Here is a 20,661-nt window from a genome sequence, read left to right as displayed (position 1 = left end):
GCCCCCCTCACCCCGCCGCGGACGGATCACGCGGCACCGGCACCCCGTCGCCCCCCGTAACACCGTCCCCCGGCACCACCGCGGGCGGCGTGCCCTCGTCGMCGAGGACCTCGTCGAAGCCCTCCCATCCGCGCCAGTCCCACACGTCGACGGCCGGGTCCGCGTGCAGCGGGGTGAAGCGGCCGCGCTCGAAGTCGTCGCCGTCCAGGTCGAACCACCGTTCGTCGACGACCTCCGTGCCGAGGCCGACCGTCCGCGCGGTCAGCCGGACGAGGAGCTTCACCCCGACCGAGTCGCTCAGGTCCTTGCCCTGGATGTGCCGGAAGGGCAGGGCGTCCGCGGGCGCCTCCAGCGGGATCCACACGGTGAAGGGCGCGCCCCGTTCGACCGCGAGCCAGGACCGTTCGTCGGCCGGCTCGCCCTTCTCGTCGAGGACCTTGAGCCACTTCTTGTAGATGACCAGGCTGCCGTCGTGCGGCGACCGCTCCAGGTAGCGCAGATGGGCGCGGGCGCGCAGGTCGACCACGGTGAGGTTGTCCAGGTAGTTGTAGAAGCGGACGGCGATGATGGCGTCGTCGCTGGCCGCGTGCTCCCGGGAGTAGCCGGGGAAGTCGGCGGCCCACGCGTGGGAGATGCTGGCCCTCCGGCGCCAGACGAACGGCCGCAGCGCGAAGAGCTTGATCATGACGACGCCGAGGACCACGGCCGGGGCGAGGGCGCCGGTCACCGAGGCGAACGAGGCCAGCACCTGGTGGGTCAGGTTCCCGTCCTGCGGGCTGAGGTTGTCCGTCCCGACGCAGGCGCGCAGCGCCTCCAGCGAGGTGCTGACCACCCTCTCGACGTCGCCGAACCGGTCGGCCAGCGGGACCGGCGACGACTCGGTGAGGGTCCAGACGACCGCGATGACCGTAGAGAGCGCCATCAGGGCGCCGAGGGTCATGGCCATCAGGACGTGAACCGCGCGCCCGGCGATCCACCACCGTACGGACGTACGACGTCTCGGATGCGGACGGGTACGCCGTCTCCAGTTTCGCGTGAACCGCAACTCCACTTCCCCCCAAGTGAATTGATGCCGCCGTCCGTATTCTGCCCGAGCGGAGGTGTGTCCGGTATACGCCGGGTCGACCGTCCCGTACGCTCTCCCGGAACGGTCCGGCGCACCCGGCACAGCTCGTCGACCGCACGACCCCGAAGGGCCCATCCGATGAACCGCAGCCTGGCAGCCCTCGGCCTGGACGATGTCGCCGCCGAGCGTCCCCTCGTCTATCCCGGACGCCCCGCGACCCAGCCCTCCCTGCTCGCCCAGGACGAGCTGCTGCCCCTGGACGTGCGCCCCGCCCGGCTGGGCGCCTGGCAGGCCGAGCAGGGCGGCACCCTCGACGACGTCCTCATGGCGCACGGCCAGACCCCGGCCGGCCGCCGCCATCCGGTCATCGCCGTGGGCTCCAACGCCTCGCCGGGCCAGGTGCGGCACAAGCTGCTGCGACTGGGCCTGCCCGTGTTCGTCCCCATGGTCCCGGTGCGCGTCGAGGGGATCGGCGTCGGCTGCTCCGGCCACATCAGTCCCGCGGGGTACGTGGCGGCCACGCCGGTCGTCGCCCCGGGGACCACCACCACCCTGGTGGTCACCTGGCTCGACGGACGCCAGCTCAAGGCGGTCGACGACACCGAGTTCCCCGACTACCGGCGCGCGGTCCTGCCCGGCGAGGAGTTCGCGATGACGATGCCGTCCGGGGAGCGGCTGAGCGGCGCCTACATCTACTTCAGCGCGCACGGCACGCTCGCCCCCGTCGGCGGGCGACCCCTGCCGGGCGGCGGCGACCAGGCGGCGATCCTGGCCGGGCTGCTCGGCCGCTCGCCCCGCCTCCACGAGCTCCTGGGCCCGGACCCCGAGTCGTGGGTGGAGCGGGCGGGCGGTGACACCGGGACGCGGGCCCGTGGCACGACCCTCTTCGGCGAGGAGGGATGGGTGCTGCCCCCGGACGACTTCGTGCCGTACCTCGACGAGTCGGACACCCTGCGCCGGTACGACGACCTCCCGCCGCTGCCGGGCTCCCTGCCGTCCGGCAGCGGGACCGGCTGAGCCGGTCCGGCCGGCCGGGCACCCTCCCGGAAGGTCCGGCCGTTCCTCCGCCTTGGCCGGAACCGTCAACGGCTCGATAAGCTCCTAGCTCATACGGGGGGCTCCGGCCGACGGCCACGGCCCCGACGACGACCTGACCTGTCGATGGGGCTGGAGAATGATCGAGGCAGTCGGCCTGACGAAGCGCTACGGCGCCAAGACGGCCGTGTACAACCTTTCCTTCCAAGTACGGCCGGGGACCGTCACCGGCTTCCTCGGACCCAACGGCTCCGGCAAGTCGACGACGATGCGCATGATCCTCGGCCTCGACCGGCCGACCTCCGGCCACGTCACGATCGGCGGGCACCCCTTCCGGCAGCTGCCGAACGCGCCCCGCCAGGTCGGCGCGCTGCTCGACGCCAAGGCCGTGCACGGCGGACGCAGCGCGCGCAGCCACCTGCTCTCGCTCGCCCAGCTCGCCGGCATCCCGGCGCAGCGGGTCGACGAGGTGCTCGGGGTCGTCGGCCTCCAGGAGGTGGCCAAGCGCCGCTCCAAGGGCTTCTCGCTCGGCATGGGGCAGCGCCTGGGCATCGCCGCGGCGCTCCTCGGCGATCCGCAGGTGCTGCTCTTCGACGAGCCGGTCAACGGCCTGGACCCCGAGGGCATCCTCTGGGTGCGCAACCTGATGAAGAAGCTGGCCTCCGAGGGCCGGACGGTCTTCGTGTCCAGTCACCTCATGAGCGAGATGGCGCTGACCGCCGACCACCTGATCGTGATCGGCCGGGGCCAGCTGCTCGCGGACATGAGCGTCACGGACTTCATCTCGGCGAACTCGGCCGACTTCGCGCGCGTCCGGACGCCGCAGACCGAGCCGCAGCAGCGGGAGAAGCTGACCACGGCCCTCACCGAGGCCGGCGGGCAGGTGATGTCCGAGCCGGACGGCGCGCTCCGGGTGACCGGGCTCGCCCTGCCGCGGATCAGCGACGTGGCGCACGAGGCGGACGTACGGCTCTGGGAGCTGTCGCCGCACCAGGCGTCGCTGGAGGAGGCGTACATGCGGATGACGCAGGGCGCCGTGGACTACCGCTCCACCGAGGACCAGCTGGCGCACCTCCAGCAGCCTCATCCGCAGCAGTTCCCGCACGCCCCGCAGCAGCAGCCGGGGTACGTGATGCCCGAGGTGCCGCAGCAGGGCTGGTACGCCCCGCCGCCGCCCGGACAGAACCCGTACGCGACGCAGAMCGAGCCCGCCCCGAAGCCCGAGGACCCCCGATGACGACCCCCTACTCCTACGTGTCCCCGATCCCGGTCCGCAAGGCGCACCTCGGTGACGCGCTCGCCTCGGAGTGGACCAAGATCCGCTCGGTCCGCTCGACGATGTGGACGCTCGGCGTGATGGTGCTGCTGATGCTGGGCATCGGGCTCGGCGTCGCCGCGCTGGTCGCCGCCAACGCTCCGGAGACCCAGAACGAGTCCGCGCTCGGCCTCGGCTTCTTCGGCATGCTGCCGGGCTCGKTCTGCGTGATCACCCTCGGCGTGCTGACCATCGCCTCCGAGTACGGCACCGGCATGATCCGTACGACGCTGACCGCGTGCCCGAGCCGGGCCCGGGTGCTGACCGCCAAGGCGATCGTCTTCTTCCTGCTCGTCTTCACGCTGACCACGGTCGTCGCGGCGATCACCGGCGCGATCCAGGTCGCGATGGTCAGCGCCGCCGAGCCGACGGGCGCGGAGTGGCTGCGGGCGACCGTGGGCGCCGCCCTCTACCTGGCGCTGCTCGGCCTGCTCTCGCTCGCGCTCGGGTCGATCATCCGGCACTCGGCCGGTGCGATCACCGTGATGATCGGCGTGCTGCTGCTGCCGCTGGTGGCCGCCATGTTCATGTTCTCGGAGTCGCTGAAGTCGGTGCAGGACGCGCTCCTGATGTACGCGATCCCCTCGCAGATGATCGCGCTCTACAGCGAGACCCCCGCCTTCAACGGCGAGGGTCCGGCCGGCTGGGAGCCGGTCCTGGTGCTGGCGGCCGTCACGGCCGCGGCGATGGGCGGCGCGTACGCCCTGCTGAACAGCCGGGACGTCTGACGGCCGGCCGGTCCGCTCGTCAGTAGCGCGGCGCGTTACGGGACCGCTGCACCCGCGAGGTGCGGCGGTCCTTCGCGTTCCAGCAGGCCTTGTGCCAGTGCCGCCGGTCCTCCACTCCCCCGTACTCGGGCCAGGCCACCACGTGCGGGGCTCCCCCGGGGATCTCCTGGTCGCAGCCGGGGCAGCGGTAGCGCTTGCCGGGCGCGCTCGCACCGGCCACGTGCCGGACGCACCACTCCTCGCCCTGCCAGGACTCCGTGCGCTGCGAACCCCCGTACCGGTCGCCCGCATCACCCTGGGGATCGGGCTTCTCGCCGCCCTGGGGGCGGTTGCGACGCGGCGACACTCTCTTCACCTCACGGGGTCGGGGACGCGGGGAGCACAGACGGTGCCATCCAGCCTACGGGCCGCGACGCGGTGCCCCGCCCGCCCTCCGGAGCGGGTTAGCGGAAAATCGCAAGAACTTCATGAAGAGCCGTTGCCTTTGGCACGTGTCAGACGTTGTTGCCGGTGTGGAGGGGGAGAAACGCGTCGGCCGCAAGGAGGCAGAAGGCGATGCGCGTGGGTACGTTTGTTCTGGCCGCCCAGTTCCCGGGGCAGGGCCAGGGGGAGGCACTGCACCGTGCGGTGCGGACCGCCGAGGTCGCCGAGGAGGCGGGACTCGACTCGGTCTGGCTGGCCGAGCACCATTTCGTTCCGTACGGCGTCTGCCCGTCGGCCGTGACCCTGGCGGCGCTGCTGCTGGGCCGCACGCGCCGCATCCGGGTGGGCACCGCCGTGAGTGTGCTGCCGAGCGTCCATCCGGTCGCGCTCGGCGAGCAGGCGGCCCTGCTGCACCTCACCTCCGGCGGACGGTTCACCCTCGGGGTGGGCCGCGGAGGGCCGTGGGTCGACCTGGAGGTCTTCGGCGCGGGCCTGGAGGCGTACGACCAGGGCTTCCCCGAGTCGCTCGACCTGCTGCTGCGCTGGCTGAGCGAACCCCGGGTGGGGGCGGACGGCGAGCGGTTCTCCTTCCGCGAGGTGGCCGTGGTGCCCCGTCCGGACGAGCTGATCGGCGGGGCCGCGACGCCCGAGGTGGTGGTCGCCTGCACCTCCCTCAGGAGCGTCCGGCTCGCCGCCGAGCGCGGGCTGCCGATGCTGCTCGGGATGCACTGCGGCGACGAGGAGAAGGCCGACATGGTGGCCGCGTGGCGGCGCTGCGCGCGTGAGGCCGGGCGTGACCCGGACGAGATCGCGCGGATCGGCGCCGGGCACGTCTCGGCGGGGGTCGCCCAGCTCGCGGACCGCGGCGCGGACGCCGCCGAGGCGCTGGTGAAGGCGATGCCCGGCTGGCTGAAGCAGGGACTCGACGCCCATGTGACCGTCGACGGCCGGCACCGGTCGATGCGCGATCCGGTGGCCTACACGGAACTGCTGTGCGGACTGCACCCCGTGGGCACGCCGCGACACGCCGCGGACCGGCTGGCGGCGACGTCGGAGCGCACGGGCATCACGCGCTTCGCACTGCTCGCCGAGGGCTCGGGCGACCTCGCCGCCACCGAGGAGAACGTGCGGCGGCTGGGTGCCGAGGTGCTGCCCCTGCTCGTCTGAGGCGAAGGGAGTCATCGAAGGCCGTAGGGGGTCGGGCACCGGGGGATGCTGCCGCTCCGGTGTCTCTCGCATCGTTCGTGTCTCCCGCGATGCGGAGCGGCAGCACCGTGCCTCAGCAGTCGCGGAGTTCCGGCGACTGGTTGAGCAGCTGGCCCCGCACGGAGGTGAAGCGGGCCAGCCGCTCGTCAACCGCCGGATCCAGCGGGAACACCGCCACACGGTGGCAGTTCTGGAAGGCAAGACGCACCCCGAAGTGCCGCTGCAGCGCACCACGGATCGCGTCGCTCGCCAGTGCACGCAACAGCTGACCACGTGCCTGCTCGTTCGGCGGCGGCGTCTGGTTGTCGGCGAACTCTCCGCCGTCGACCTTCAGCTGGGCCACCAGAGAACTGATCATCTCCCATGCGTAGGGCAGGGAGGTCCGGACGCAGTCGACGAAGTCGGCTTCGTCGACCTCGCCTCGCTCGGCCTGTTCCAACAGCGCCGGTGAGACGTCGAGCGACATGGGTTCTCCTCTCGCGACCCCGACGGGCGGGGTCTTACGGGCAGGGATGAAGGACCCCCGTACGACACGCTGCGTGCACGGACGGCGACCTCCTGCTTCCACGGTAAGCGCGCGGTCCGAAGCACACCAGGAGATTGGGAACACAACCGGCCAATAACCGACGGGCGCGGGACGGGTGTTAACAGCCGAATCGCGCGGAAGAGCGTGCGTCTTGTAGCGTTGCCGACCATGCGTCTCGTCATCGCCCGCTGCTCCGTGGACTACGCGGGCCGGCTCACGGCCCACCTGCCCTCCGCTCCCCGTCTGATCCTGGTCAAGGCAGACGGGAGCGTCTCCATCCACGCGGACGACCGGGCGTACAAACCGCTCAACTGGATGTCCCCGCCGTGCACGCTGAAGGAGGGCGTCGACGGCGAGGCCGGCATCTGGACCGTGGTGAACAAAGCGGGCGAGAAACTGATCATCACGATGGAGGAGATCCTCCACGACTCCTCGCACGAACTGGGCGTGGACCCGGGCCTCATCAAGGACGGCGTGGAAGCACACCTCCAGGAGCTGCTCGCCGACCGCATCGAGACACTCGGCGAGGGCCACACCCTGATCCGCCGCGAGTACCCCACGGCGATCGGGCCGGTGGACATCCTCTGCCGTGACGCCGACGGCGGGACGGTCGCGGTGGAGATCAAGCGCCGCGGCGAGATCGACGGCGTGGAGCAGCTGACCCGGTACCTGGAGCTGCTGAACCGCGATCCCCACCTCGCGCCGGTGAAGGGCGTCTTCGCGGCGCAGGAGATCAAGCCGCAGGCCCGGGTGCTCGCGACCGACCGCGGCATCGACTGCGTGGTACTCGACTACGACGCGATGCGCGGCATCGAGGACGACAAGCTGCGGCTGTTCTAGGTCCTGTCCGGGCGATCTTGGAGGATCGGCCCGCGGCGTCGGATGTGGTGCATCGCAAGGCGGAGGGTCGCCCTCGGACCGGGTGTACTCGGGCGACTCGCGGTCCCAGGACGGACATGACGAAGGCCCCGGATGCGTTCACCGCATCCGGGGCCGTCGTCGTCGTACGGGAGCCGTCAGGCCGGGGTGCCCTCCGGGGTGGTGGAGACGGGCGGTCCGCTGCTGAGCGTCGCCGAGGCCGAGTTGCTCGGGTTCTCGGTGGTCGCCGTGTCGGTCGGCGTCGGCTGCGTGGTCGGCGGAGTCGTCGGCGGAGTCGTCGGCGGGGTGGTCGGGGGCCGGGTCGTCGGCGGTCGGGTCGTCGGCGTCGTCGTCGGGCGCGGGCTGGTCGGCGCCGTGCTGGGCGCTCCCTTGGTCGGACCGCCGGGGCTCGCGGAGCCGGCCGGGGACGACGGGGTCGCCGCGGTGCCGCTCGCGCCGGGAGAGGCGGAACCGGAGGCGCCGGGAGAGGCGGACTCCGACGGGCCGTCCGCCGGGCCGTCGTCCGCCGGCACGTCCACGTCCAGACCGTCGTCGCCCTCGTCGGCCGTGCTGTCGGAGGTGACCCGGCCGGTGCCGGGGTCGTCGGTGCTGCCGGAGGTGGCGCCGATGATCACCACGGTGCCGAGCACGGCGGCCAGGAGCGCGCCGGTGCTGACGGCGACGATGTTGCGGCGGGCGCCGGCGATGACGCCCCAGCGACCGCCGGAGCGGCGCTTCTCGTCGCCGTCGCCGTCGCCGTCGGCGGCAGCGGCGGAGCGGGTGAGCACGGTCGGGCCCTGGTCCCCGAAGCCGGGGAACGCCGGGACCCGCTTGGTGACGGCCGTGACCGGGCCGGCGGGCAGGGCCGCGGCCGGGATGCCGCGGGGCGGGGACACGGGTCCCTCCCGCCGGGTGGCGGCCGTCTCCTCCTCGCCGTGGCCCGGGTCCCCGGTGCGGTCCGCGACCAGGGCGAGCGCCCGGCGGCCGGCGACGGTGCCGCGCTTGTCCGCCAGGACGCCGCGCATGCCGACCGAGGCCTCCAGTTCGGCGCGGGCTCGCTCCAGGTTTCCGGCGCAGAGTGCCAGGACGCCCAACTCGTGGTGGAAGTAGGCCTCTTCGGCGACCTCGCCGGCGAGCCGGGCGGCCTCCTGACCGCTGCGCAGCGTCCGCTCCCAGGCGCCCCAGTGCAGCCCGGCGGCGAAGGCCGGGGCCGCGCTGCGGGCGAGGAGGACGGCGGTGGCGGGGTGCTCGGAGTCCGTACCCGGGACGACCGCGCCCAGGGCCGCCAGCAGGGCGTCCGACTCGGCGGCGGCCCGGGCGGGCGTGACGGAGGGGTGGCCGGCCCACCAGGCGTAGTGCTGGGCCACGGTGTGGGCCCGGTCGGCCGTGTCCTCGCCGTACCCCTGGGCGAGGAGCTGGGTCTGGACCCCCGCGGCGAGGCGGTAGCGGGTACCGGCCGGGGAGAGCAGTCCGCAGCCCATGAGCTCGCCGAGGGCGGCGTCGGCGTGGGTGTCGCCGACGAGGGCGGGGAGGTGGGCCTGGTGCGGCACCTCGCCGCCGAGGGCGACGGCGAACCTCAGGGTCTCCTGCGCGGAGCGGCTGAGGCGGGAGGCGAGCAGGGCGGCGGGGGCCGCGCCCTCGCCGAGGCTGGGCAGCGGTATGTCGCGCAGCTCGACCTCGTCGGCGTCGGCGACGCCGTCGAGGTCGAGGTCGTCGGCCTCGTCGGTGGCGCGGCTCGTGCCGGCGGCCGGGCCGAAGGCGTCGTCGAGCGCCCCGAAGGCGTCGAACTCGGCCGGTGTGACGCGCTGTTGGTCGCGCTGCCGGAGCAGCGCCCCCGCCTGGACGAAGCGCAGCGGAAGCCCTTCGGACTCGAACCAGAGGTCGCCCGCCCAGTTGGCCTCGTCCTCGGTGAGGGACCGGCCGACGGAACTCTCCAGGAGTTCGAGGGCGGCGGCCCGGCCGAGACCGGCGAGCGGGACCTCCTCGACGTGCGCCGCGGGCGAGGGGGCGGCGACGTCGGGGGTGGCGGCGAACAGGAAGGCGCATTCGGGGGCCGCGGTGAGCAGCTCGTCGAGGGTGGCGCCGCCGAACTCCAGGTCGTCCACGACGACGACGGCGCCGATGCCGGCGACCCGGTCGAGCAGGGCGGGGCGGTCGGGGCGCTGGTCCGGCGCGTACTCGACCGCGGCGAGGAGCTCGTACAGCAGCTCGGTGGGGGTGCGGTGCAGGCCGGAGAGCCGGACGACGCCGTCGGGCGCGAGGTCGGCGCAGTCGGCGGCGACGCCGTCGAGGAGGGTGGTGCGGCCGGAGCCGGCGGGGCCGGTCAGCCGCGCGGAGCGGCCCCGGGACAGGAGCTGGACCAGCTGGTCGCGCTGCTCCTGCCGTTCGAGCATCGGCAGCGGCACCGCGGCGGGGCCCGGCAGTACGGGCGGGCCGGCGGCACGGGTCGCCTCGGCGCGCTCCTCGCCGGTGCGGCGGCGGGACGGCCCGGGCTGCTCGCCGGGCGGGCAGGCCTCGATCTCGCTGCCGTCGACGGGGTTGACGGTCAGCAGCAGGTCGCCGGAGACGACCCGGGCCGTGCGGGCCCGGGTGGGTGCGGAGGGTCCGCGTTCGGGCAGCAGCCCGCCGCGGGTGTCGCGGGTGTCGTCACCCTCGTTGTCGTGGCCGAACTCTTCCGGCCCCCGGTTCATCGGGTCCATGATCCAAGCCCCCAAAAGCGGTGCGCGCCGAAGCCCCTCCCGGCCGATCTGCACGCTCGCCGTCGCTTCTGGTCCGGTGCCCGCCGGGTGGGTTCGTCAATGGGCAGGCGAGGCGAACCCTAGACCGTCTTCCGTCATCCGGGAACAGGCGGGGTACCGCCCCGCCCCAGACGTCACGGTCTTGTGAGGATTGAGGCGGGACGCCTCATTCTCACAAGCGCTTCACAGCCGGCTCAGACCCGGGGCAGCGACTCGGCCGCCAGGCCGCCCTCGATGGCGAGGATGCGGTGCAGCCGGGTCGCCACCAGGAGCCGTTGCATCTGCGGCGGCACGCCACGCAGCACCAGCCGCCGGCCGCAGCGGCCGGCACGGCGGTGTGCGCCCATGATGACCCCGAGCCCGGTCGCGTCCCAGGAGTCGAGACCGGTCAGGTCCAGCACCAGGTCGCCGACGCCGTCGTCGACGGCCGAGTGCAGGACCGTACGGGCGTCCGCCGCGCTGCGGACGTCGAGGCGGCCCCCGACGACCAGCTCGACATGGTCGCCCCTGATGTGCATATGCGCTCCCCGGGAGTGCTCCGTCTTTGCAACAACTGACTGCCGTGCGAGCAGAAGCGTTGCGCCTTGTAAGCGAACTGATACCGAATTCACCCTGTGGGGTGATGGTGAAGCGACCGAACAGAACTCAGTTCCGACTCGCAGCGATTCAGTGCTTGTAGAAGCCCTGCCCGCTCTTGCGTCCGATGTCACCCGCGTCCACCATCCGGCGCATCAGCTCCGGCGGGGCGAACTTCTCGTCCTGGCACTCGGTGTAGATGTTGCTCGTGGCGTTCACCAGGATGTCGACGCCCGTCAGGTCGGCGGTCGCGAGCGGGCCCATGGCGTGGCCGAAGCCCAGCTTGCAGGCGATGTCGATGTCCTCGGCGGTGGCGACGCCCGACTCGTAGAGCTTGGCGGCCTCGACGACGAGCGCGGAGATCAGCCGCGTGGTGACGAAGCCTGCCACGTCGCGGTTGACGACGATGCAGGTCTTGCCGACCGACTCGGCGAACGCCCGCGCGGCGGCGAGGGTCTCGTCACTGGTCTTGTACCCGCGGACGAGCTCGCAGAGCTGCATCATCGGGACCGGCGAGAAGAAGTGGGTGCCGACGACGGCCTCCGGGCGCTCCGTCACCGCGGCGATCTTGGTGATCGGGATGGCCGAGGTGTTGGAGGCGAGGACCGCGCCGTCCTTGGCGACCTTGTCGAGGGAGCGGAAGATCTCGTGCTTGACCTCCAGCTTCTCGAAGACGGCCTCGACGACGATGTCGGCGTCGGCCACGGCTTCGAGCTCGGTGGTCGCGGTGATGCGGCCGAGCGCGGCCTCGGCGTCGGCGGCGTCCAGCTTGCCCTTGGCGACGAACCGGTCGTACGACGCCTTGATGCCGTCGGTGCCGCGGGTGAGGGCGGCGTCGGTGACGTCACGCAGGACGACGTCCCAGCCCGCCTGGGCCGAGACCTGCGCGATTCCGGACCCCATGAGTCCGGCCCCGATGACGGCGAGCTTCCTGGCCACGATCTTCCACCCCTTAACGCCTGTTCACTTCTCTGGCTCTTCGGCGGAGATTAGCGGGAGTGGGCCCCCCTGTGACCGTGAAGTAATGCGCGTCACGCCCCGTTTGACGGACGTCACACTCGCGACAGGTCCCGCGGGGGCACGCCGATCCGGACGCGGGGCGCCCGGGAAGATCGCCCGGGACGGCCCGCAGCCATGTACGGCGTACGTCAGGACGCGCTCGCTCGGCAGGTCCTCGATCTCGTCGAGGAGGACCAGGGCCTCCCGGGAGACGGCGGTGGCCTTGCGGCCGGCCGTCCTCGCGCGGGTGATGCAGCCGACGACGGTGTACACCGCCCCGATGTCCTGGCGTGTCCCCCAGGTACGCGCGTGCTCGCCGTGACGGTGGGCACACGGACGTTCCGCGGGGCCGGAGCGTAACTACGCTGGGGTCATGGTCAATCTGACGCGCATCTACACCCGTACCGGCGACAAGGGCACCACCGCGCTGGGCGACATGAGCAGGACCGCCAAGACCGATCTGCGGATCTCGGCGTACGCCGACGCCAACGAGGCGAACGCGGTCATCGGCACGGCCGTCGCGCTGGGGCAGCTCGGCGAGGAGGTCGTGAAGGTCCTCGTCCGCGTCCAGAACGACCTGTTCGACGTGGGCGCGGACCTCGCGACCCCGGTGGTGGAGAACCCCGAGTACCCGCCGCTGCGGGTCGAGCAGTCGTACGTCGACAAGCTGGAGGCGGACTGCGACCGCTTCCTGGAGGAGCTGGACAAGCTCCGCTCCTTCATCCTGCCGGGCGGCACGCCCGGTGCCGCGCTGCTGCACCAGGCGTGCACGGTGGTGCGCCGGGCCGAGCGCTCCACGTGGGCGGCGATCGAGGTGCACGGCGAGACGATGAACGCCCTGACCGCCACCTATCTGAACCGCCTGTCCGACCTCCTGTTCATCCTGGCCAGGACGGCGAACAAGGAGGTCGGGGACGTGCTCTGGGTCCCGGGCGGCGAGCGCTAGGGGCTGTCCGGTCGACAGGGGCGCCGGGGCGTCGTCGTCCCGGTGGCCCCGGCCCGTCCGGGGCCGGGGCCACCGCGGCTCAGCGCGTCCGGTCGGGCACCCGCTTCCCGTCCCCCGCGGTCCCCGCCCCGCCCCCGGGCTCCTTCTTCGGCCAGATCAGGTAGGTGAGGGCGATCAGGCCGTGGATGCCGGCGGCCCGCCAGGCCGCCACGATCCAGGCCGTCAGCGACGCGGTGTCGCCGTCGTCGCCCACGTACCAGGTGGCGAGCAGCAGCAGGCCGCTCGCGACGGCCGCCGCCACGACCGAGCCCAGCCAGACCCGGCCCTCGTGGCGGGCGCGGGCCATCCCGTAGCGCGGGGGTCCGGCGGGCCGCTCCCCGCCGCCGAGGCGGTGGGCCGCGTGGCCGTCCAGCCACTTCACCGTGCGGTGACCGTGGCCGACCGTGTAGCCGATGTAGACCGCGGCGAGGCCGTGCCGCCAACTGGGTTCGGCGCCGTTCTTCAGGTCGATCGCCGTGACGACGAGCAGGACGATCTCCAGCAGCGGCTCGCACAGCAGCAGCGCGAGGCCCGTCCGGGGCATCCTCAGCAGGTAGCGGGCGCCGAGTCCGGCGGCCAGCAGGACCCAGAACCCGACTTCGCAGATCACGATCAACGTGACGATCACGGCACTCATCCCTTCGGTCCCCTCCAGCGTCCCGTCCGCCGCGCCGTTTCTCGTCGTCGCCGGTGACGACCTCCGTCTACATCCTTCGACGGAGGCGGGGATCGGTCCGGACGGCGAGGTCGCGCCGCCGGCCACCGTGTTGGATGGGAGCGTGACCCTCCCCCGACCGCACCGCGACGATCTCCTGATCGCCGCCGCCGGGCTCGCCTGCGGCCTGCTGCTGTACACCTTCTCGCTGCACACGCAGGCCGATCCGCTCGTCACGGCGCGCTGGGCGACCCTCGTACCGCTCGCCGTGATGACCGCGGCGGAGACCGTGCGCCGCACGCTGCCGCAGGCCGCGCTGGTCGTCGGCACGGTCGCGATCGTGGCGGACCAGCTCACCTACGGCAGTCTGCCGACGGTGCTGATGTTCACGGACGTGGTCTACTCGGCCGTCGTCTACGGCACCCCCGCCTCCGCCCGGCGCATCCCGTACACCACGGGGCTGATCACCATCGGGGTCACGGTCGGCTTCCTCGCCTGGTTGCAGGACGCCATCGCGCTGCTCATCGGCCTGGTCACGGGCATGGTCTCGTTCCTGCCCGCCGTCACCGGAGCCGTCGTGCGCAACCACCGGCAGGCCGCCGAGGCGGCCCGGCTACGCGCGGAGCAGACGGCGCTGCTGGCCGAGATGGACCGTACCCAGGCGATCGTCGCCGAGCGCGCCCGGATGGCCCGCGAGCTGCACGACCTGGTCGCCAACCACCTCTCCGCCATCGCCATCCACTCCACGGCCGCGCTCTCGATCGACGAGCCGGCGACGACGCGGCAGTCGCTGACGGTGATCCGGCGGAACAGCGTCGAGGGCCTGGCGGAGATGCGCCGGCTGATCGGACTGCTGCGGGACGGCAGCGGGGACGGCGAGCCCGCCGCCGCGCCCACCCTGGCCGGGCTCGACGCGCTGCTGGCCCAGGCCCGGACGAACGGCGAGGCGAGCGGGCTGGCCTTCGCGCTCGACGACACCCGGGACCCGTCGGAGGAGCACCGGGAGCCGTTGCCGACCCCCGTCGAACTGGCCGCGTACCGGATCGTGCAGGAGTCGCTGACCAACGCCCTCAAGCACGCCCCGGCCGGTACGGTCACCGTCGCCCTCTCCCGCGACGAACGGGCGCTGACGGTGCGGGTGGACAGCCCGTTCGGCGACCGGCCCGGACCGCGCGCCCCGGGTTCGGGGTCCGGTCTGATCGGCATGCGGGAGCGGGTGGCGCTGCTCGGCGGTGCCTTCGAGGCGGGGCCCGTGCCGCACGGGGACGGGTCGAAGATCTGGCAGGTACGGGCCGAGCTGCCCGCCGAGGAGAGGACACCGGACGCATGKCGATCCGGATCGTGGTCGCGGAGGACCAGAGCGCGGTACGGGCGGGGCTCGTCCTCATCCTGGGCAGCGCCCCGGACATCGAGGTGGTCGGGGAGGCGGCGGACGGGGAGCGGGCGGTGGAGCTGGCCCGGGAACTGCGCCCGGACCTGGTCCTGATGGACGTTCAGATGCCGCGGATGGACGGGGTGGCGGCCACCGGGCTCGTCGTCTCCGAGGGACTGGCCGACGTGCTGGTGCTGACCACCTTCGATCTCGACGCGTACGTCTTCGGCGCGCTGCGGGCCGGGGCGGCCGGGTTCCTGCTGAAGAACACCGAGGCGAAGGACCTGATCGAGGCGGTGCGGACGGTGGCGCGCGGGGAGGGGACGATCGCGCCGGCCGTGACCCGGCGGCTGATCGCGGAGTTCGCGGCGCCGACCCGTCCGGCGCGCGCGGCGGAGGCGTCCGTGCTGGACGTGCTGACACGGCGGGAGCGCGAGGTGCTGGCGACACTCGGAGAGGGGCTGTCCAACGCGGAGATCGCGGTCCGCCTGGACATGGCGGAGGCGACGGTGAAGACGCACGTCAGCAAGGTGCTCGGGAAGCTCAAGCTCCGTTCGCGAGTCCAAGCGGCCGTTCTGGCACAGGAGTTGGGGATCTGAGCGGGACCGGACGGCGGGGCGGCCGGGACCGGGGCGCCGTCGTGCCGACGTTGGTCTGGACCTCTTGACGGTTGGTCCAGACCTTTCTACGCTCGCGGGGCGCGCGCACAGTTCACGGACCACCCCCACCTTGTCCGTCCGCAACTTGAGGAGCACCGTTGAGCACTCAAGCACCGACGCGCAGAACAGGGTTCAGACACCGGGCTGCCGCCGGTCTGACCGCCCTGATCCTGCCCCTGGCCGCCATGGTCGGCCTCGCAGCACCCGCCGAGGCGGCCACCTCGGCCACCGCCACCTACACCAAGGTCTCCGACTGGGGTTCCGGCTTCGAGGGCAAGTGGACGGTGAAGAACACCGGCACCACCGCCCTCTCCTCCTGGACGGTGGAGTGGGACTACCCCTCCGGCACCGCCGTCACCTCCGCCTGGGACGCCACCGTCACCAGCTCCGGCACCCACTGGACCGCCAAGAACGTCGACAAGATGCGCAAGGACTCCCACGCCCTCGGCGCCACCGCCGAGGCCCGCAAGGCCCGTGGCCAGGCGGACGCGCTCGACCGACAGATCCGCAACTGCATCGACGCGGACGACAACCACAAGCCCTGGAACTGACGTTCCTCGGTTCCTCGCCCGGCGACAACGCCCCCTCCGCCCCCGGCACCCCGGTCGCCTCGGACATCACCAACACCTCGGTGAAGCTGACCTGGACCGCCGCCACCGACGACAAGGGCGTCAAGAACTACGACGTCAAGCGCGACGGCACCACCGTCGCCACGGTCACCGGCCTCACCTACACCAACACGGGCCTGACCGCCGGCACCGACTACAGCTACACGGTCGTCGCCCGCGACACCGTCGACCAGACCGGCCCGGCCAGCGGAGCGGTGCCCGTGCGCACCACCGGCGGCGGGGGCACCCCTCCCCCGAACGTCGTGAAGATGGGCTACTTCACCAACTGGGGCGTCTACGGCCGCAACTACCACGTCAAGAACATCGTGACCTCCGGCTCGGCCGCCAAGATCACCCACATCAACTACGCGTTCGGCAACGTCACCGGCGGCAAGTGCACCATCGGTGACTCCTACGCCGACTACGACAAGGCCTACACCGCCGACCAGTCCGTCGACGGCGTCGCGGACACCTGGGACCAGCCGCTGCGCGGCAACTTCAACCAGCTGCGCAAGCTGAAGAAGGCGTACCCGAACATCAAGGTCCTGTGGTCCTTCGGCGGCTGGACCTGGTCCGGCGGCTTCGGCCAGGCCGTGCAGAACCCGACCGCGTTCGCCCAGTCCTGCTACGACCTCGTCGAGGACCCGCGGTGGGCCGACGTGTTCGACGGCATCGACCTGGACTGGGAGTACCCGAACGCCTGCGGTCTGTCCTGCGACACCAGCGGGGCGGCCTCCTTCAAGAACATGATGCAGGCCATGCGGGCCAAGTTCGGCGCGAACAACCTGGTCACCGCGGCCGTCACGGCCGACGCCTCGTCCGGTGGCAAGATCGACGCCGCCGACTACGGCGGCGCCGCGCAGTACATGAACTGGTTCAACGTGATGACCTACGACTTCTTCGGCGCCTGGGCGGCGCAGGGCCCGACGGCCCCGCACTCCCCGCTCACCTCCTACGCCGGGATCCCGCAGGCGGGCTTCAACTCCGCCGAGGCGATCGCCAAGTTCAAGGCGAAGGGGGTCCCCGCGAGCAAGCTGCTGCTCGGCATCGGCTTCTACGGCCGCGGCTGGACCGGCGTCACCCAGTCCGCCCCGGGCGGCACGGCGACGGGCCCGGCGGCGGGCACGTACGAGCAGGGCATCGAGGACTACAAGGTCCTGAAGAACTCCTGCCCGGCCAACGGCACGGTCGCCGGYACGGCGTACGCGCACTGCGGCACGAACTGGTGGAGCTACGACACCCCGTCCACGGTCACGTCCAAGATGAGCTGGGCGAAGAACCAGGGCCTGGGCGGCGCGTTCTTCTGGGAGTTCAGCGGTGACACCGGCAACGGCGAACTCGTCGGCGCCATCAACAGCGGACTGAACTAGCCCGTCGACGGGAGCGGGGGACGGCGCAGCACGCCGTCCCCCGCTTCTCGTATGTCCGTACCGGCGACGCTCGGGCTCCGCCGGCGGCGCGGCGCCTCAGGCCACGTTCACCCGTTGGCCGGGCGGCGCCGCCTCCAGCCAGGCCAGGAAGCCGGTGAGGGCGTCCTCGCTCATGGCCAGCTCCAGCCGGGTGCCGCGGTGCAGGCAGCCCTGGATCACGGCGTCGGAGAGCAGCGCGAGCTCCTCCTCGCCCTCGGGCATCCGGCGCTCCAGGACCTCGATCGCGGAGCGCTCCAGGATCCGGCGCGGGCGCGGCGCGTAGGAGAACACCCGGAACCAGGAGACCTGGTCCCCGCTGTAGCGCGCGACGCCGTAGACCCAGCCCTTGCCGGAGGGGTCGGGCTCCTCGGAAACGTTCCAGCGCAGCGAACAGTCGAAGGTGCCGCCGGCCCGCTGGATCAGTCTGCGGCGCAAACCGAAGACGAAGAGCCCGATCACCACCAGTGCGACGACCAGGCCGCCCAGGAGCAGAGCGAGGAACATCTTCACCGACCTCCTCGCTGCGTCCCGTGACCGGCTCCGCCGGCGTAACCGAATACGACCTGCATCTGCATCGCCTCAGCCGCGACACGGTCTGGATAGTTCCAGCCGTGCCGCGGCTGAGGGCACAACTCTCGGTGCGGTCCGCTAGTGGACCGCTACCGCACGCAACCGGACATCGGCGCGTCGCTCGGCGGCGGCGTCCGACTCCGACTTGGCGCGCTCCAGCGCGCGCTCGGCGCGCTGGGCGTCGATCTCGTCCGCCAGTTCGGCGATCTCCGCGAGCAGAGAAAGCTTGTCGTCGGCGAACGAGATGAATCCACCGTGCACGGCGGCGACGACGGTGTTGCCCTCGCTCGTACGGATGGTCACCGGGCCCGACTCCAGCACACCGAGCAGCGGCTGGTGGCCGGGCATGACGCCGATGTCGCCGGAGGTGGTACGCGCGATGACCAGGGTGGCCTCGCCGGACCAGACACTCCGGTCCGCGGCGACCAGCTCGACGTGCAGCTCAGCAGCCAAGGGTGGCTCCTCGGGTCACCACCCGGCGGTCGTGCCGGGTGTTGGGGTCAATTCTAAGGGGCGTGAAGAGGGGGACGGGACGAACCCGCCCCCCTCACGAGAGCACGGGGCTCAGGAGACGCCGAGCTCCTTGGCGTTGGCCTTGAGGTCCTCGATGCCGCCGCACATGAAGAACGCCTGCTCGGGGAAGTGGTCGTACTCACCGTCGCAGATCGCGTTGAACGCGGCGATCGACTCGTCGAGCGGAACGTCCGAACCGTCCACACCGGTGAACTGCTTCGCCGCGTGGGTGTTCTGGGACAGGAAGCGCTCGACACGGCGGGCGCGGTGGACAACGAGCTTGTCCTCCTCGCTCAGCTCGTCGATACCGAGAATCGCGATGATGTCCTGGAGGTCCTTGTACTTCTGCAGGATTCCCTTGACGCGCGTGGCGGCGTCGTAGTGGTCCTGCGCGATGTAGCGCGGGTCCAGGATCCGGGACGTGGAGTCCAGCGGGTCCACGGCCGGGTAGATGCCCTTCTCGGAGATCGGACGGGAGAGAACCGTCGTCGCGTCGAGGTGGGCGAAGGTGGTGGCCGGGGCCGGGTCGGTCAGGTCGTCCGCGGGGACGTAGATCGCCTGCATCGAGGTGATCGAGTGACCACGGGTCGACGTGATGCGCTCCTGGAGGAGACCCATCTCGTCGGCCAGGTTCGGCTGGTAACCCACCGCGGAGGGCATGCGGCCGAGCAGGGTCGAGACCTCGGAGCCGGCCTGCGTGAAGCGGAAGATGTTGTCGATGAAGAACAGCACGTCCTGCTTCTGCACATCGCGGAAGTACTCCGCCATGGTCAGACCCGCGAGGGCCACGCGCAGACGGGTGCCCGGGGGCTCGTCCATCTGGCCGAAGACCAGGGCGGTCTTGTCCAGAACGCCGGCCTCTTCCATCTCGACCATGAGGTCGTTGCCCTCACGGGTGCGCTCGCCGACGCCCGCGAAGACGGAGACACCGTCGTGCAGCTTGGCCACACGGACGATCATCTCCTGGATCAGAACGGTCTTGCCGACACCGGCACCACCGAACAGACCGATCTTTCCACCCTTGACGTACGGGGTGAGGAGGTCGACGACCTTCAGGCCGGTCTCGAACATCTCGGTCTTGGACTCGAGCTGGTCGAAGGCCGGGGCCTTGCGGTGGATCGTCCAGCGCGGGGCGTCCGCCACCGTGGAGGGGTCGTCGTTCAGCACCTGGCCGAGCGTGTTGAACACGCGACCCTTGGTGACGTCGCCGACGGGCACGGTGATGCCGGCGCCGGTGTCGACCACCGGGGCCTGGCGGACCAGACCGTCGGTGGGCTGCATCGAGATGGTACGGACGAGGCCGTCGCCGAGGTGCTGGGCGACCTCGAGGGTCAGCGTCTTGGTCGCGCCCTCCTCGGCCGGGTCCGGAACCACGACGTTCAGCGCGTTGTAGATCTCCGGCATCGCGTCGACGGGGAACTCCACGTCGACGACCGGGCCGATGACCCGGGCGACGCGGCCCGTGGCGGCGGCCGTCTCAACAGTGGTCGTCATTACTTGTCACTCCCCGCGGTCGCGTCGGCCAGGGCTGCGGTGCCACCGACGATCTCGCTGATTTCCTGGGTGATTTCGGCCTGGCGGGCCGCGTTGGCAAGTCGGGAGAGGTTGTTGATCAAGTCTCCCGCGTTGTCGGTCGCCGACTTCATCGCACGACGCGTGGCGGCGTGCTTGGAGGCAGCCGACTGGAGCAGCGCGTTGTAGATCCGGCTCTCGACGTAGCGCGGCAGCAGGGCGTCGAGGACGTCCTCCGCCGACGGCTCGAAGTCGTACAGCGGACGGAGCGTGTCCTGCTCGCCCGCCTCCTTCGCCACCTCGTCGAGGCTGAGGGGCAGCAGCCGGGCCTCGACCGCCGTCTGCGTCATCATCGAGACGAACTCGGTGTAGACGATGTGGAGCTCGTCCACGCCGCCCTCGGCCGTGTCCTTCTCGATCGCCTCGATCAGCGGAGCCGCGATCGTCTTGGCGTCCGCGTACTCAGGCTGGTCCGTGAAACCGGTCCACGAGCCGGCCAGCTTGCGCTCACGGAAGTTGTAGTGCGCGATGCCGCGGCGGCCGACGACATAGATGTCGACCTGGCGGCCCTCGCCCTCCAGCTTCCTCGTCAGCGCTTCCGCCGCCTTGATGGCGTTGGAGTTGAAGGCACCGGCCAGACCACGGTCGCTCGAGAGGAGCAGGACCGCGGCGCGGGTCGGGTTCTCCGCCTCGGTGGTCAGCGGGTGCTTGTCGTTCGCACCCGTGGCCACCGCGGTGACCGCGCGGGTCAGCTCGGTCGCGTACGGGGTCGACGCCTGCACCTTGCGCTGCGCCTTGACGACGCGCGAGGCGGCGATCATCTCCATCGCCTTGGTGATCTTCTTCGTCGCGGTGACGGATTTGATGCGACGCTTGTAGACCCGGAGCTGCGCTCCCATGAGTCAGGT

At 71.7% G+C, this 20,661-nt stretch carries 19 protein-coding genes and 2 pseudogenes; 10 read left to right on the top strand and 11 right to left on the bottom strand.

Going from position 1 to position 20,661, the window contains the following annotated elements:
- Window positions 1-7: 7 nt before the first annotated feature.
- Window positions 8-940, bottom strand: coding sequence for a hypothetical protein (locus EAO71_RS31955; RefSeq protein WP_147981260.1), 933 nt, complete (start codon window positions 938-940; stop codon window positions 8-10).
- A gap of 264 nt (window positions 941-1,204) precedes the next feature.
- Here EAO71_RS31955 and EAO71_RS31950 point away from each other — a divergent pair, with 264 nt between their 5' ends.
- From EAO71_RS31950 to EAO71_RS31940, 3 genes are all read left to right on the top strand, one after another.
- The gene (locus tag EAO71_RS31950) at window positions 1,205-2,083 is read left to right on the top strand and encodes a hypothetical protein (protein ID WP_261992435.1); all 879 of its coding nucleotides are present in this window, start codon (window positions 1,205-1,207) and stop codon (window positions 2,081-2,083) included.
- 157 nt (window positions 2,084-2,240) lie between these two features.
- Entirely contained in the window at window positions 2,241-3,338 is a 1,098-nt protein-coding gene (locus tag EAO71_RS31945) for an ATP-binding cassette domain-containing protein (protein ID WP_147981259.1), read from the top strand.
- Window positions 3,335-4,144: an ABC transporter permease subunit gene (locus tag EAO71_RS31940; protein WP_147981258.1), complete on the top strand. Its 810-nt coding sequence runs from the start codon at window positions 3,335-3,337 to the stop codon at window positions 4,142-4,144. Before EAO71_RS31945 ends, EAO71_RS31940 begins: the two co-directional genes overlap by 4 nt.
- A 19-nt stretch (window positions 4,145-4,163) precedes the next feature.
- Here EAO71_RS31940 and EAO71_RS31935 read toward each other — a convergent pair whose 3' ends face one another.
- Window positions 4,164-4,490, bottom strand: coding sequence for an ATP/GTP-binding protein (locus EAO71_RS31935; protein WP_147981257.1), 327 nt, complete (start codon window positions 4,488-4,490; stop codon window positions 4,164-4,166).
- Window positions 4,491-4,699: 209 nt separating this feature from the next.
- Between EAO71_RS31935 and EAO71_RS31930 the strand changes: the two genes are divergently transcribed.
- The gene (locus EAO71_RS31930; RefSeq protein WP_147981256.1) at window positions 4,700-5,734 is read left to right on the top strand and encodes an LLM class flavin-dependent oxidoreductase; all 1,035 of its coding nucleotides are present in this window, start codon (window positions 4,700-4,702) and stop codon (window positions 5,732-5,734) included.
- 112 nt (window positions 5,735-5,846) lie between these two features.
- Here EAO71_RS31930 and EAO71_RS31925 read toward each other — a convergent pair whose 3' ends face one another.
- The gene (locus EAO71_RS31925) at window positions 5,847-6,239 is read right to left on the bottom strand and encodes an SCO5389 family protein (protein WP_017236120.1); all 393 of its coding nucleotides are present in this window, start codon (window positions 6,237-6,239) and stop codon (window positions 5,847-5,849) included.
- Between the two features lie 228 nt (window positions 6,240-6,467).
- On the opposite strand from EAO71_RS31925, the gene nucS reads away from it, so the two are divergent.
- Window positions 6,468-7,139, top strand: a complete 672-nt coding sequence (nucS, locus tag EAO71_RS31920) for an endonuclease NucS (RefSeq protein ID WP_187282896.1) — start codon at window positions 6,468-6,470, stop codon at window positions 7,137-7,139.
- A gap of 176 nt (window positions 7,140-7,315) precedes the next feature.
- On the opposite strand, the gene EAO71_RS31915 is transcribed toward nucS, so the two are convergent.
- From EAO71_RS31915 to EAO71_RS31905, 3 genes are all read right to left on the bottom strand, one after another.
- Window positions 7,316-9,856 (bottom strand): ATP-binding protein, encoded by a 2,541-nt coding sequence (locus tag EAO71_RS31915; protein WP_147981254.1) that lies wholly within the window; start codon window positions 9,854-9,856, stop codon window positions 7,316-7,318.
- Between the two features lie 233 nt (window positions 9,857-10,089).
- The gene (locus tag EAO71_RS31910; RefSeq protein WP_024761898.1) at window positions 10,090-10,413 is read right to left on the bottom strand and encodes an STAS domain-containing protein; all 324 of its coding nucleotides are present in this window, start codon (window positions 10,411-10,413) and stop codon (window positions 10,090-10,092) included.
- A 148-nt stretch (window positions 10,414-10,561) separates the two neighbouring features.
- Entirely contained in the window at window positions 10,562-11,410 is an 849-nt protein-coding gene (locus EAO71_RS31905; RefSeq protein ID WP_147981253.1) for a 3-hydroxyacyl-CoA dehydrogenase family protein, read from the bottom strand.
- Between the two features lie 433 nt (window positions 11,411-11,843).
- Here EAO71_RS31905 and EAO71_RS31895 point away from each other — a divergent pair, with 433 nt between their 5' ends.
- Window positions 11,844-12,416, top strand: coding sequence for a cob(I)yrinic acid a,c-diamide adenosyltransferase (locus tag EAO71_RS31895; RefSeq protein ID WP_147981252.1), 573 nt, complete (start codon window positions 11,844-11,846; stop codon window positions 12,414-12,416).
- Window positions 12,417-12,495: 79 nt separating this feature from the next.
- On the opposite strand, the gene EAO71_RS31890 is transcribed toward EAO71_RS31895, so the two are convergent.
- Entirely contained in the window at window positions 12,496-13,083 is a 588-nt protein-coding gene (locus EAO71_RS31890) for a hypothetical protein (protein WP_147981251.1), read from the bottom strand.
- A gap of 151 nt (window positions 13,084-13,234) precedes the next feature.
- On the opposite strand from EAO71_RS31890, the gene EAO71_RS31885 reads away from it, so the two are divergent.
- The 4 genes and pseudogenes from EAO71_RS31885 to EAO71_RS31870 form a co-directional block, all read left to right on the top strand.
- Window positions 13,235-14,596: a sensor histidine kinase gene (locus EAO71_RS31885; RefSeq protein ID WP_261992434.1), complete on the top strand. Its 1,362-nt coding sequence runs from the start codon at window positions 13,235-13,237 to the stop codon at window positions 14,594-14,596.
- A complete protein-coding gene (locus EAO71_RS31880; RefSeq protein WP_261992451.1) occupies window positions 14,497-15,081 on the top strand; it encodes a LuxR C-terminal-related transcriptional regulator in 585 nt (194 codons plus the stop codon). Before EAO71_RS31885 ends, EAO71_RS31880 begins: the two co-directional genes overlap by 100 nt.
- Window positions 15,082-15,239: 158 nt before the next feature.
- A pseudogene (locus EAO71_RS31875) lies at window positions 15,240-15,558 on the top strand (cellulose binding domain-containing protein); the annotation flags it as partial.
- Window positions 15,559-15,700: 142 nt separating this feature from the next.
- Window positions 15,701-17,119, top strand: a pseudogene (locus tag EAO71_RS31870) (glycosyl hydrolase family 18 protein); the annotation flags it as partial.
- 96 nt (window positions 17,120-17,215) lie between these two features.
- On the opposite strand, the gene EAO71_RS31865 reads toward EAO71_RS31870, so the two are convergent.
- The 4 genes from EAO71_RS31865 to EAO71_RS31850 form a co-directional block, all read right to left on the bottom strand.
- The gene (locus tag EAO71_RS31865) at window positions 17,216-17,662 is read right to left on the bottom strand and encodes a DUF2550 domain-containing protein (RefSeq protein WP_187282895.1); all 447 of its coding nucleotides are present in this window, start codon (window positions 17,660-17,662) and stop codon (window positions 17,216-17,218) included.
- A gap of 144 nt (window positions 17,663-17,806) precedes the next feature.
- Complete coding sequence (locus EAO71_RS31860) at window positions 17,807-18,181, bottom strand: F0F1 ATP synthase subunit epsilon (RefSeq protein ID WP_147981248.1); 375 nt, start codon at window positions 18,179-18,181, stop codon at window positions 17,807-17,809.
- Between the two features lie 111 nt (window positions 18,182-18,292).
- Window positions 18,293-19,735, bottom strand: coding sequence for a F0F1 ATP synthase subunit beta (gene atpD, locus EAO71_RS31855; RefSeq protein WP_147981247.1), 1,443 nt, complete (start codon window positions 19,733-19,735; stop codon window positions 18,293-18,295).
- Window positions 19,735-20,652, bottom strand: coding sequence for a F0F1 ATP synthase subunit gamma (locus EAO71_RS31850; RefSeq protein WP_147981246.1), 918 nt, complete (start codon window positions 20,650-20,652; stop codon window positions 19,735-19,737). The genes atpD and EAO71_RS31850 overlap by 1 nt, the downstream gene beginning before the upstream one ends.
- Between the last annotated feature and the right edge of the window lie 9 nt (window positions 20,653-20,661).

The sequence above is a fragment of the Streptomyces sp. MS191 genome, from assembly GCF_008042125.1.
Classification (GTDB): Bacteria; Actinomycetota; Actinomycetes; order Streptomycetales; family Streptomycetaceae; genus Streptomyces.
The sequence above is the reverse complement of the archived record's forward strand: the minus strand, read 5'-3'. Positions and strand labels throughout refer to the sequence as shown.